At 32.8% G+C, this 13,363-nt stretch carries 13 protein-coding genes and 1 riboswitch; of the genes, 8 read left to right on the top strand and 5 right to left on the bottom strand.

Going from position 1 to position 13,363, the window contains the following annotated elements:
- Window positions 1–11 precede the first annotated feature (11 nt).
- Window positions 12–1,259 (top strand): phosphoribosylamine--glycine ligase, encoded by a 1,248-nt coding sequence (gene purD / locus BJS11_RS06835; RefSeq protein ID WP_069994840.1) that lies wholly within the window; start codon window positions 12–14, stop codon window positions 1,257–1,259.
- Window positions 1,260–1,357: 98 nt separating this feature from the next.
- Here the strand turns inward: purD and BJS11_RS06840 are convergent, their stop codons facing one another.
- The 4 genes from BJS11_RS06840 to graF form a co-directional block, all read right to left on the bottom strand.
- Window positions 1,358–2,164 carry an energy-coupling factor transporter transmembrane component T family protein gene (locus tag BJS11_RS06840; protein WP_069994839.1) on the bottom strand — a complete coding sequence of 269 codons (807 nt, stop codon included), beginning with the start codon at window positions 2,162–2,164 and terminating at the stop codon, window positions 1,358–1,360.
- Window positions 2,157–3,572 (bottom strand): ABC transporter ATP-binding protein, encoded by a 1,416-nt coding sequence (locus tag BJS11_RS06845; protein WP_069994838.1) that lies wholly within the window; start codon window positions 3,570–3,572, stop codon window positions 2,157–2,159. Before BJS11_RS06845 ends, BJS11_RS06840 begins: the two co-directional genes overlap by 8 nt.
- A 12-nt stretch (window positions 3,573–3,584) precedes the next feature.
- Complete coding sequence (locus tag BJS11_RS06850) at window positions 3,585–4,160, bottom strand: ECF transporter S component (protein ID WP_069994837.1); 576 nt, start codon at window positions 4,158–4,160, stop codon at window positions 3,585–3,587.
- An 80-nt stretch (window positions 4,161–4,240) separates the two neighbouring features.
- Window positions 4,241–4,342: riboswitch (TPP riboswitch) on the bottom strand.
- A 166-nt stretch (window positions 4,343–4,508) separates the two neighbouring features.
- Entirely contained in the window at window positions 4,509–4,643 is a 135-nt protein-coding gene (graF, locus tag BJS11_RS13845; RefSeq protein WP_209436227.1) for a glycopeptide resistance-associated protein GraF, read from the bottom strand.
- Between the two features lie 304 nt (window positions 4,644–4,947).
- Here graF and auxA point away from each other — a divergent pair, with 304 nt between their 5' ends.
- The 5 genes from auxA (at window position 4,948) to ptsP (ending at window position 10,330) form a co-directional block, all read left to right on the top strand.
- Window positions 4,948–6,249, top strand: coding sequence for a lipoteichoic acid stability factor AuxA (gene auxA / locus BJS11_RS06855; RefSeq protein WP_069994836.1), 1,302 nt, complete (start codon window positions 4,948–4,950; stop codon window positions 6,247–6,249).
- Between the two features lie 163 nt (window positions 6,250–6,412).
- Entirely contained in the window at window positions 6,413–7,582 is a 1,170-nt protein-coding gene (locus BJS11_RS06860; protein WP_069994835.1) for a class I SAM-dependent rRNA methyltransferase, read from the top strand.
- 57 nt (window positions 7,583–7,639) lie between these two features.
- The gene (locus BJS11_RS06865; protein ID WP_069994834.1) at window positions 7,640–8,182 is read left to right on the top strand and encodes a DUF697 domain-containing protein; all 543 of its coding nucleotides are present in this window, start codon (window positions 7,640–7,642) and stop codon (window positions 8,180–8,182) included.
- Between the two features lie 163 nt (window positions 8,183–8,345).
- Window positions 8,346–8,612: a phosphocarrier protein HPr gene (locus BJS11_RS06870; RefSeq protein WP_069994833.1), complete on the top strand. Its 267-nt coding sequence runs from the start codon at window positions 8,346–8,348 to the stop codon at window positions 8,610–8,612.
- A gap of 2 nt (window positions 8,613–8,614) precedes the next feature.
- Window positions 8,615–10,330 (top strand): phosphoenolpyruvate--protein phosphotransferase, encoded by a 1,716-nt coding sequence (gene ptsP / locus BJS11_RS06875; protein ID WP_069994831.1) that lies wholly within the window; start codon window positions 8,615–8,617, stop codon window positions 10,328–10,330.
- Window positions 10,331–10,545: 215 nt separating this feature from the next.
- Here ptsP and BJS11_RS06880 read toward each other — a convergent pair whose 3' ends face one another.
- Complete coding sequence (locus BJS11_RS06880; RefSeq protein WP_069994829.1) at window positions 10,546–10,776, bottom strand: glutaredoxin family protein; 231 nt, start codon at window positions 10,774–10,776, stop codon at window positions 10,546–10,548.
- A 197-nt stretch (window positions 10,777–10,973) separates the two neighbouring features.
- On the opposite strand from BJS11_RS06880, the gene BJS11_RS06885 reads away from it, so the two are divergent.
- Both BJS11_RS06885 and BJS11_RS06890 read left to right on the top strand, forming a co-directional pair.
- Window positions 10,974–12,326, top strand: coding sequence for a cytochrome ubiquinol oxidase subunit I (locus BJS11_RS06885; RefSeq protein WP_069994827.1), 1,353 nt, complete (start codon window positions 10,974–10,976; stop codon window positions 12,324–12,326).
- Window positions 12,326–13,342 carry a cytochrome d ubiquinol oxidase subunit II gene (locus BJS11_RS06890; RefSeq protein ID WP_069994826.1) on the top strand — a complete coding sequence of 339 codons (1,017 nt, stop codon included), beginning with the start codon at window positions 12,326–12,328 and terminating at the stop codon, window positions 13,340–13,342. Before BJS11_RS06885 ends, BJS11_RS06890 begins: the two co-directional genes overlap by 1 nt.
- Window positions 13,343–13,363: the final 21 nt, after the last annotated feature.

The following is a 13,363-nucleotide window of genomic DNA, read 5'->3' on the forward strand; positions in this document are numbered from 1 at the left end:
GTAGTACATTTATGAAAGTACTTGTTATAGGCGCTGGTGGTAGAGAACACGCGTTGGCACATAAGCTGGTACAATCACCATTAGTTAATGAAATACATGTAATTCCTGGAAATGATGCAATGGAAAGTATAGCTACAATTCATACTGATATAGCTGAAGCTGATCATGAATCAATCGTAGATTTTGCACAAAAACATCAAATTGCATGGGTAGTTATTGGACCAGAGCAACCACTTACGGAAGGTTTGGCTGACAAATTACAGGCAGCACAAATCAAAGTATTTGGCCCTAACCAAGCAGCAGCCCAAATTGAAGGTTCAAAGCGCTTCGCAAAAGAATTAATGGCAAAATATGATATTCCAACTGCTACATATCGAGAATTCAATCGGAAACAACAGGCGATTGAATATGTACAATCATGCGAATATCCAGTCGTATTAAAGAAAGATGGTTTAGCTGCAGGCAAAGGTGTTATCATTGCCAATAACTTGAATGAAGCATATGAAGCCATCGATACACTATTTACAAATGATGGAGAAACAGTGATTTTCGAACAATTTTTAGAGGGTGAAGAATTTTCACTTATGACATTTGTAAATGGTGAGTATGCCGTGCCATTTGATTGTATTGCACAAGATCATAAGCGCGCTTTTGATAATGACAAAGGTCCAAATACTGGCGGCATGGGGGCGTACTGTCCAGTACCACATATTAAAGATGAAATACTAGAACGTACCAATAAAGAAATTGCACAGCCAATAGCTCAAGCGTTGACGAAAGAAGGTTATACATTTTTCGGAGTGCTCTATATTGGGGCAATCATTACTAAAGAAGGACCAAAAGTGATTGAGTTTAATGCACGATTTGGCGATCCAGAAGCGCAAGTATTATTAACTCGAATGGAAAGCGATTTGATGCAGCATATACTTGATTTAGAGTCGAAACAACCGATACATTTTGAATGGAAAGAAGATGCGGTTGTGGGTGTAATGTTAGCTTCTAAAGGTTATCCAAGTACCTACGAAAAAGGTGGCAACGTCTCAGGATTCGAGTTGAATGGTGATTATTTTGTAAGTGGATTGAAAAAAATAAATCAACATTATGTTACTTCAGGTGGACGTGTGATACTAGCTATAGGTAAAGGTAATGATATACGTAGTGCTAAGGTAAAAGCATATGAAGCAGTTGAACGTATCGAAAGTGACGCTTTGTTTTACCGTAATGATATCAGCGATAAAGCAATTCATAACAATTTATAAAACAATTACAAATACTAAAATAAGAAAAGCGCGCAAACAAAGTGGTTTAAGTTTTGTTTGCGCGCTTTTTGGATTGGTTAAAATGATTTTTTGAATTTCTAATATATACGGTTTATACGAACGTCTTCGATGCCGGTAATTGGTAAGTGTTGTGATAAGAAATAAGCACTTATTAAAATAATTACAACTAGGGCAACGAATAGAATGTCTTTGTACGAGAAAGGTGCATGATAATAATAAGTTCTAGGGCCATCTTTAAACCCTTTTTTCTCCATTGCAACTGAAAGTTGATGTGCTTTTCTGATATTTTGACTTAGCAATGGGATGATTAAATGTTTAATTCTATTAAAGCCACGATAATTCTGTGCGCTAATTAATTGATAACGGATTTTTAATGATTTTCTTAATTGAAGTAAAGAAATGAACATTAAAGGCACCATACGAATGGCAGCCATAAACGCATACGCTACTTTGGGCTTCACCTTAAGATGTTGCATTAAGCTGTAAAATACTAATACGATTTGAGATGTAAATGCAATCAGGATACCAAAAAAGGATACTGTTGTTGTACGCATTGCCAAATGTAGCCCTCGGTATAGACTTTCCATAGTAATATGGATAAATCCCAATTGAAACAAGGTATGTGTGCCATCGCCATAAAAAATCATAAATAGGGCTGATATTAGACTGAAAATAACTGTGAAGATAATAAAAGCGCCTGTGATTTTAAACTGTAAGCCATTAAAGATCAATAAGCATATAAGTATGAGCAAAGTAATATATAGCATATAGTCAAATTGATGCACAAAGATTACAAAGAAAAACAGTACAATCGCAAGCGCGAGTTTGGTAATTATATTTACATCATCAACAAAGGTGTGATGCTTTTTCCAAATATCAAACATTCGAATCACCTACCAATGCTTCTAAGTGGTGATCAACTAAACGTAATTTACGCGTAGGGTAACGTGAGATGATTTCTGGATCATGTGTCACCATAATAATCGTTTGCCCATTTTGTACACGCTGTTGGAATAATTTAATAAGGTTAAAAGTATTATGACTATCGAGTCCAAAAGTAGGCTCATCCAACAAGATAAAATTTGCCGTTGAGCTTAATGCAATTGCCACACTCAAACGTCTTTTTTGTCCTACTGATAATTCATAAGGATGTTGTGATTGTACAGATTCTAAATTTAAAGTTTTAAGCATATTTTGAGTTTGCGCTTCAGCTTCTTGAGATGAACGCAATTGGTATTTGTATTGTATATGAATTTCTTCATATACTGAGTGAGTAATGAATTGTAATTCTGGATTTTGATAGACCAAATACATGTATTTAGCAGCATGCTTAATCTTTGTAAGTGTTTGTCCAGCTATAAACATTTGACCATCATATTTAATGAGCTGCATCATTGATTCAAGTAATGATGTCTTCCCAGAGCCATTTGGACCTGTTATTGTTATCCATTCACCTTGGCCAATTTTTAGACTAGGAATATCAGCAAGTGCTTGCTTACCACGTTTAATTAAAAGATTTCGTCCATTAAAAGCATCACTTTCATCAACGTCTGTCGCAGTGTAGCTCATTGGTGTAGGTGCTGATTGCCAAGCATTAGGATGCCATACACCATATTCAGTCAGTAAATGTTCATATTCATTTAAAATAGTAGTCGGTGCAGCATCAGCAATAATGGCACCATCATAATTCATTAGTATGACACGATCAACATGTTCCCAAATATGCTCAACTTTATGTTCTACAATAAGGACAGTTTGATCTTGCCATAGGGCTTTGATTTTGTACCATAAATCGGCGGTAGATTCAACATCAAGCATAGCGGTTGGTTCATCTAGAAACAGCGTGTTTGCCTGTTGCAAAATCGTTTCAGCGATGGCTAATTTTTGTTTCATACCACCACTGAGTTGATTGATGTATTGATGCTCATCCACATCTAAATCAACGGCTGCAAGTGCTTCAACGATTCGGGTATGCATTGCTTCTTTTGGAACTTGTAGGTTTTCTAATACAAAAGCAAGTTCTTCATAAACTTTAGGCATACAAAATTGACTATCGGGATCTTGGAAAATGACGCCACATGAAGTATCAATTTCCAACTGATCATACTTGATTGGAAGGTCAATGAGGTTTGGAACAATACCACTAAGCACATTTAATAATGTACTTTTTCCAGATCCTGAAGGTCCTAATAGTAAAACTTTTTCTTTATCTTCTATTTGAAGAGAAAGGTCATTAAATATTTTTTTCTGACCATTAGGATATTTTAAGCGTAAATTTTTTGTAGCTATCAAAGTGATTGCTCCTTATAAATTGTCATAATCATTTTGTGTTGCTGGGCGGAACAATTTAGTTACACCAGTTTGATCAAGCGCCTTAACAATATAATAAGAGAGCAATCCAGCGACGATAATGCCACTAATTAATCTGAAACCAATGTATAATGCTAAGTTCCAACCAGCGATTTCTCCTAAATAGCCATACGCAAAATCTAGTGGCAATGTAGCCACAGCTGCTAAAAATCCAGCCATCATTGCGAGCATGGCAGAACGAGATTTATATCTAAAGATTGCGAATATAATTTCACAAGCTAGACCTTGTAATAGTGCATAGACCATTGTTGCAATATCGAATCTTCCCATGACAATTGTTTCACCAGCCCCTGCAGCAAATTCTGCTAAAATAGCAATACCTGCTTTAGGTATGATTAGGTATGCAACTACTGCAGCCATAAACCATGCGCCATACGTTAGTTCCTCAAAATGCAACCCAGTCACTTGTACGGCTTTATACACGAAATTCCAAATATTATAAATGACTGCGAATACCACGGCAATAAGTACCGTTACTAAAATCTCAGAAAGCTTTAAACCTTTTGACATAATTTTCCCTCCTAAAAATAAAAAACGCACAACCTTCTAGTTAAGGTGCGCGTAAATAGGCATACGGATACCTATGACATAGGTATCGCAGTACACTTTCCTACGCTAGTTTCATCTAGATCAGGTTCAAAGGGTTTGAGGGTATACCTCATCTCAGTTTCAAAACACCCCTAGTGCGAATGATTTATTTAAATTTAACTATAATGTATGATTTTTAAATGATAATGTCAAGGACCTCTATAGAAATTCTCACTAAATATAACTATATATTGCGAAAAGTTTTAAGTACATAAAAAGTTGATGGCTAGAGCCATCAACTTTAATTATTCTTAATAAAAAAGCATGGAATTAATCTAAAGTATCTTGAATATTTTTCTTCGTTTCTTCAGTGCTTTCTTCTGCAGATTCTTTTTGATCTTTTAATTTATCTTCAGCTTCTTTTGCTTTTTCAGCTGCTTGTTTGTTTAATTCTTCTTTATTCATAATAAAGCGCTCCTTTATCAATAAATTGATTTGTAATTTAAACATACCACGTTTTTCAAAAAATCAAACATTGTAATTCAATATAATGAGTTAGTACCCAATCAGCAATCCTGGTTGGGACCGCAATTATTTTTTAGAGATTCGGAAAAGATTATCGATTGATAAATGCAAAAAAGTGTTTGAGTATGACTTGTAAGTGGAAAGTTGACTATACAACATTTTGTATCATACTATGGACTTATTTCTTAGATAAATAAAGACAAGAACTAAATGTTAATATATAATAACTTTTGAGGTGAATGGTATGTCTTTTATAAAGAAACACGCTGAAATATTATATAGTTATATTATAGGCATCGTTTCGCTTTTTACAGGTCTCATTATATTGATTAATTTACCTTTAATAAACAAATTAAACGGTAAAGGTAAAATTGAATTACATATTCATAATGTATGGGATTTTATTAATGCATTCTTTAGCGAAATTATAAGAGTAATGAGTAATTACATAGGAAACTTTCCAATAATCAGTGCTATTATTATCATTTTATTTGGTATTGGTGTAATTATGCTCGGACTCACATTGTTTAGAACAACAAGATATGACTATGATATTTCAGTATTCTTTCTAGTTATAGGTATTCTGTTCTTTATCATCACACTGATATTAATGACTCAAGTATATAGCTTTTTTGCTATTATTTTCGTAATACCATTTGCAATTCATATTGGTTATATCGTTTATAAAGACGAGTTAAATACAGATCATAGAAAAAATCATTATTTATGGATTATTTTCAGTTATGGCATTAGCTATCTAATAACGCAAATCGTGTTGTTTGGTAGAATTGACAGTGACGAAATTATTCCAATCGACATTCTAAGTGTAAACACATTCTTCATTATTATGTGGTTGCTAGGTCAAATGTCAATTTGGAATTTCTTATTCTTAAGAAGAGCACTGCCTTTAACGAAGCAAGAGTTGGGTGAGGAAGAACCAGAATTATCAAGAACAAGTAAAGGAACAGTAACGAATCAAACAAAAGAAAGATGGAAACATCTGCAAGACAAAACGACTGAATTTACAAGAAAAACACGAAGAAGTGTAGATCTCCAAAAAATGAGAGATAAAAAAGATAAGTTCATAGCAAAATGGAAAGAAATTATTGATATTCAAGAAGATGACGTTCCAAATTGGATGAAAAAGCCAAAATGGATTAAGCCGGCGTATGTAGAGTTATTCTGCGGAGCAGTGTTATTATTCTTTACGTTAATAGAATTTAATAATAGAAATGCGTTATTTGTTTCAGGTAATTGGGAAATATCACAAACGCAATATGTAATTGAATGGGTTACATTATTCTTCTTGATGATTATTATCATTATTTATATTTTAACGACGTTAACGAATTTCTTGAAAGATAGATTTTATTATTTACAATTGTTTATGGTAAGTTTATTATTTTTCAAGTTGATTACAGAATTTATGAATATCATGGTTCATGGCTTATTGTTATCTATTTTTATCACGCCAATATTATTAATTATGATAGTTGCCGTAATAGTTGCATTTGTTATGAAGTTGCGTGAACCATCTAAATACTAGATTTAAGAAAACCTATTTTCCTGAAAAATGGAAGATAGGTTTTTAAGTTGTAGTTAATTGTAGTTATTTCAACAAATTTAATGTTTCATTGTAGTTGAGATGATAAAATGAATAAGAAAATAATAATAATAAATTTTAAAAATAGAAAGGCTGACATAATTTTATGAAAATCGCCACTTTAAATAAAGGTAAAGAAACAAAGTATTTAAATGAATATCCATTAATCGACGAAGAAGATTTATATTCACACGATCATTTGAAAGAGGGAGATTTATTCAATTTAGTAAATGATAGTGAACAGTACATTGCGACAGCATATGTAGGAAAACAACATAAAGGTGTAGGTTGGGTATTAAGTTACGATAAAGATGAAGTGATAAACACTCAATTTTTTGAAAAGTTATTTGAAAAAGCTAAGGAAGAACGTCAATATTTTTATAATATAGATGGTACAAATGCATTTAGAGTATTTAATGGTGAAGGTGACGGGGTAGGCGGACTTACAATTGATAACTATGATGGTCATTTCTTGATTCAATGGTATTCTAAGGGGATTTATAAATTCCGCTACAATGTCTTATCTGCGTTAAAGCAAGTATTTAATTACACATCAGTTTTTGAAAAAATGCGTTTTAAAGATGCTGAAATCAAAGGTGGCTTTGTCGATGGCGAAGCACCAGAATTTCCAATTGTCATTGAAGAAAACTTTACTTTCTATAATGTAGATTTAAATGATGGTCCAATGACGGGTATCTTCTTAGACCAAAAGGAGGTACGTAAAAAATTAAAAGAGCGTTATGCAGAAAATAAAGAAATATTAAATGTCTTTAGTTATACGGGTGCATTTTCAGTGGTTGCAGCTGAACCAGCAACGATGACAACGAGTGTTGACTTAGCAAATCGTTCTCGAGCACTTACAGAAGAGAATTTTGGTTTGAATGGTATTGATCCTAAATCACAATATATTTATGTTATGGACACATTTGATTACTTTAATTATGCGCGTCGCCATGACTTATTTTATGACACTATTGTTATTGATCCGCCAAGTTTTGCTAGAAATAAGAAAAAAACATTTACGGTTCAAAAAGATTACGACAAATTAATCAAAGGTGCCTTAGAGATATTAGGGCCAAACGGTACACTCCTTTTATGTACGAATAATAGTTCATTTTCTTTAAAAGCGTTTAAAAACGTAATCAATAATACACTTCAAGAAGCAAATGTTGAGTATGAAATACAAGATGTTATGGGATTACCTAAAGATTTTAAAACACATGCACATTACAAGCCATCTAAATATTTAAAAGCAATTTTTGTAAATATACAGTAAAATTTTGAAAAAAGGGTATTTAACTTAATATGTATTTAATATTTAAGGAGTGAAATTATGGGTTTTAAAAATAAATTAACAAATAATGTTACACAAAAAGTTGGTAATAAAGTATTAAACATCGAAGATATTAAGCAAAAAAGTAACCTTCCAACTTCAAATATTGAAATTGAAGAACGCCGTAAACGTGCAGAAGCACTTGTAAGAAAAAAATCAGTATTATCATCAAGTATAAGTATAGTGCCTATTCCAGGTTTAGACTTTGGTGTTGATATCAAACTTATGCGCGATATCATAGAGGATGTCAATAAGATCTATGGTTTAGACCATAAGCAAGTAAATAAAATGGGCGACGATGTTAAAGAACGTGTTTTCGCAGCTGCAGCGATTCAAGGTAGTCAGTTCATCGGTAAAAAAATATCTAACGCGATTTTAAAAGTTGTTGTTCGAGATGTTGCTAAACGTGTTGCAGCTAAGCAGACGAAATGGTTTCCAATTGTTGGACAAGCGATATCAGCTTCAATTAGTTATTACTTTATGAAAAAAATTGGTGATGACCACATTCAAAAATGTGAAAAAGTAGTTAAATCATTAGTCTAAAACTATAGCGTTTTCACAAAATAGTTAAATTTCGCTGAATATTGTCATATCATGGGTGCAACGAATTGAATTTAAATAAATAATTTGGTAATGTTATTATATAAAACTATGCTAGGTTTTATAATAAACTAACGATTCTAACTATACGAAGGAGAAATCTATTATGGAACAAAAATCATATGTAATTATCGACGAAACAGGTATTCACGCTCGTCCAGCAACAATGCTTGTTCAAACTGCCTCAAAATTTGATTCAGATATTCAATTAGAATATAACGGTAAAAAAGTTAACTTGAAATCAATCATGGGTGTTATGAGTTTAGGTGTAGGTAAAGATGCAGAAATCACTATCTATGCAGATGGTAGCGATGAAGCGGATGCAATTCAAGCAATCACTGATATTTTATCAAAAGAAGGTTTAACTAAATAATTATGTCAAACTATATTAACGGAATAGCTGCATCTGATGGTGTAGCTATTGCAAAAGCATATTTATTAGTCGAACCAGATCTATCATTTGATAGTGAGAAAATCACAGACGTTGATGCTGAAATTGCTAAGTTCAATCACGCTATCGAAACATCTAAAGTTGAATTAACTAAAATTAGAAACAATGCTGAAAAGAACTTAGGTGCTGACAAAGCAGCTATTTTTGATGCGCATTTACTTGTTTTAGATGACCCTGAATTAATTCAACCGATTGAAGAAAAAATTAAAAATGAACAAGTTAACGCACCAACTGCATTATCTGATGTTACTGGACAATTCATTACTATTTTCGAATCAATGGATAATGAATATATGAAAGAACGTGCTGCTGATATTCGCGACGTTTCGAAACGTGTGTTAGCACACATTTTAGGTGTTGATTTACCAAATCCTAGTATGATCGATGAAAGCGTTGTTATAATCGGAAACGATTTAACACCTTCAGACACTGCTCAGTTGAATAAAGAATTTGTACAAGGATTTGTAACTAACATTGGTGGTAGAACATCACATTCAGCAATCATGAGTCGTTCATTAGAAATTGCTGCAGTAGTTGGTACGAAATCAATTACACAAGAAGTTAAACAAGGTGATATGATTATTGTTGATGGATTAACTGGAGAAGTAATCATTGACCCTACAGAAGATGAAGTTATCGCTTACCAAAATAAGCGCGAGCGCTTCTTTGAAGATAAACAAGAGCTACAAAAATTACGCGATGAAGAAACAACAACAGTAGACGGTAGACATGCTGAGCTTGCTGCAAACATTGGTACACCTAATGACTTAAAAGGTGTTATTGAAAATGGTGCGGAAGGTATCGGATTATACCGTACAGAGTTTTTATATATGGGTAGAGATGAAATGCCTACTGAAGATGAGCAATTCGAAGCCTACAAAAAAGTATTAGAAACGATGGAAGACAAACGCGTTGTCGTACGTACTTTAGATATCGGTGGGGATAAAGAATTACCTTATCTCAACTTACCTGAAGAAATGAACCCTTTCTTAGGTTATCGTGCGATTCGTTTATGCTTAGATCAACCTGATATTTTCAGACCACAATTACGTGCATTACTACGTGCATCAGCTTATGGTAAATTAAATATCATGTTCCCAATGGTTGCAACCATTCAAGAGTTTAGAGATGCTAAAGCATTACTACTTGAAGAAAAAGAAAACTTGAAAAATGATGGAGTTGAGGTTTCAGATGATATCGAGTTAGGTATCATGGTAGAAATTCCTTCTACTGCTGCTTTAGCAGATGTATTTGCTAAAGAAGTTGACTTTTTCAGTATTGGAACGAACGATTTGATTCAATACACAATGGCTGCTGACCGTATGTCTGAACGTGTTTCATACTTGTATCAACCATACAATCCTTCAATTTTACGATTAGTAAAACAAGTTATTGAAGCTTCACACAAAGAAGGTAAATGGACTGGTATGTGTGGCGAAATGGCTGGAGATGAAATTGCTATTCCATTATTATTAGGTTTAGGTCTAGATGAATTCTCTATGAGTGCGACTTCAGTGCTAAAAGCACGTCGCCAAATTAAGGACCTTAGTCAGAATGAAATGGAAGAGTTAGCACAAAGAGCAATCGATTGTGCAACATCTGAGGAAGTACAAGAATTAGTAAATCAATATGCTAAGTAATTTGTTGGCATCGTAATAGAACAATAAGAGAGCTACACACAAATTTGATTACTTTGTGTGTAGCTCATTTTTGTTTGTCTTGTTTAATTGATTAGAAAGATTTGATATTTGAATGGTCTACTTTTGTAATGTGGCGTTAAATAAGTTACGTTAAAGGTAGATTATCGATTTTATGGTTAATATCGAAATTACAAGCTATCTTTCTTCAAAAAGGGTTATTTAATGTTTAAGGTATCATTGAGCTTATCCATATCAATTTGATACATAGGTTCATCATTTAATAATATAAATGGTGTTGCAAAGGCATCGTAGTCAATCATTTCATTTCTATATTGCGTATGGCTAATGTTTTTTTCAGTAAATGCAATGCCTTTATCTTTTAGATAATTTTTTATAAACGTGCAAGGAGGGCAATCATTTTGAGTATAAATAATAATTTGATTCATATTTAGGAGTCCTTTCTGTATTCAATATACTTAAATATAAGAGACATTTGCATATTTTTCAAGTGTGTAAATTGCATGAAATTGGTCATTAATTTGTCACTTTATTTTAAGCGAAATTAATTTCAAATTTATGTAAAGCAGTTTATAATAAATGGACGTTGTGATTTTTGTCACAAATAAATAAAAAAGGTGATATTATGGATTCGGTTGAATTAGCTCGTTTTTTAACTGCGATGACACTCGCAGTACATATAATTTTTGCAACAATCGGTGTGGGCATGCCGGTCATGTTTGCTATTGCTGAATTTATAGGGATTAAAAAGAATAATCCAATCTATACAACATTAGCGAAAAGATGGTCTAAAGGATATACAATTACGGTTGCAGTTGGTGTTGTAACAGGTACGATTATAGGTCTACAACTTTCATTACTATGGCCGACATTTATGCAAATGGGTGGACATGTAATAGCATTACCATTATTTATGGAAACTTTTGCATTCTTTTTCGAAGCAATATTCTTGAGTATTTATTTATATACTTGGGATAGATTTAAAGGTAAATGGACACATTTCTTAATTAGTATACCTGTAATAATTGGTGGTTCGTTTTCTGCATTTTTCATTACAGCAGTTAACTCATTTATGAATACACCTGCAGGGTTTGAAATGAAACATGGCAAAATGGTTAACGTAGAACCTTTAGCGGCAATGTTCAACGATTCGTTCTTAATACGTTCATTTCATGTAGTTGCAACAGCATTTATGACAATGGCCTTTGTATTAGCAGCGATTGCGGCATTTAAGCTATTAAAAAATAAATTTAAAAAAGACACTGAGTATCATATGAAAGCATTAAAACTAACAATGATCTTAGGTGTTATATTTACATTAGGTTCTATGCTTGCCGGGGATTTATCAGCAAAATTTTTACATCAAGAACAACCAGAAAAATTGGCAGCATACGAATGGCATTTTGAAAGTGAATCAAACGCAGATTTAGTATTATTTGGGTCGCTTGATGAAAAAACACAAGAAGTATCCGGAGCAATTAAAATTCCAGGATTACTTAGTTTCTTAGCTGATAATAGTACTAAGACTGAGGTAAAAGGTTTAAATGAATTCCCTAAAGAATTACATCCACCAATGATCGTACATTATTATTTTGATCTTATGGTATCGATGGGTGTGTTCTGTTTAGTTATTTCTGGTCTATTTATATTAACACTTATTTTCAAAAAATTACGCAAGCTCACATTTTCAAAACCAATGCTCTATGGTGCATTATTAACAGGACCTGCAGCTATGCTAGCAATTGAATTTGGTTGGTTCCTCACTGAACAAGGCCGTCAACCATGGATGGTACGTGGATACCTGAAAGTTGCGGATGCAGCTACACAGGCTGGCGGTTTAACATTAGTAACAATATTGTTTGGTTTATTATACTTTGTACTGTTATTTACTTCTGCATACGTGCTGATACGTATGTTTAAAGAAAAACCAGCATATAAAGATGTAGAGTCAATTGCCAAAGAAAGAGGTGATACTTAATGTTATTTGCTTATATTGGCATTTCAGTACTTTGGATTTTCTTATTTTGTTATATCATTATTGCATCAATTGACTTTGGTGCAGGCTTCTTTACATTACATGCTAAAATAACGAAACAAGATAAAAAAATTAATCACCTTATAGCACGTTATTTAAATCCAGTATGGGAAGTTACTAATGTATTCTTTGTGTTTTTCTTTGTAGGAATGGTAGGTTTTTTTCCAGATACAGCAATGTATTTTGGTACAGTATTACTCTTACCAGCTTCAATCGCATTGATATTATTGACAATTAGAGGGGCATTTTATGCATTTGAAAACTATGGTCCAGATACGAAATTACCTTGGTTAGCAATGTATGGGATTGCCGGATTATTAATTCCAGCTTCTCTTGCAACTACGTTAACAATTTCAGAAGGTGGTTATATTACCGGTACTGAAAATAATTTAGATTTAAATTGGACAGAATTATTATTGAGTCCATATTCATGGTCAGTTGTTTTCTTAGCAATTATTTCAGTATTGTATATATCTTCAGGCTTCTTAACGTATTATGCTTCAAAAGCAAAAGATAAGCCTGCGTATAACTTATTGAGATATTGGTTCTTAATTTGGGGACCGCCAATGATAGCTATTTCATTATTTGTATTTTTATCATTACGTTTACAGAATGAAGCGCATTTCATAAATGCAGTTTCAAATTATTGGTGGATGTTCTTATTAAGCTTTGTATGTTTTGTAGGTGCAATGGTCTTAACGCTTATGAAAAAAGGGCATGGTTATGCTTTTATTCTAGTCATATTGCAAATGGGCTTTGCCTTTTTCGGATACGGTGCAAGTAAATTACCGTATTTACTGTATCCATTTATTCGAATTGATGAGCATGTTGTAAATAGTAGTATGGCAATTGCGTTAATAATTGTCTTTATTTTAGGTTTACTTTTACTCATTCCATCGTTAATATTATTATTGAGATTATTCGTTTTCGATAAAAAATATGTTGAAGGCAAAAAATAATACAAATTTTCAAATGTGGTT

Source organism: Staphylococcus caeli, assembly GCF_900097965.1.
GTDB lineage: Bacteria > Bacillota > Bacilli > Staphylococcales > Staphylococcaceae > Staphylococcus > Staphylococcus caeli.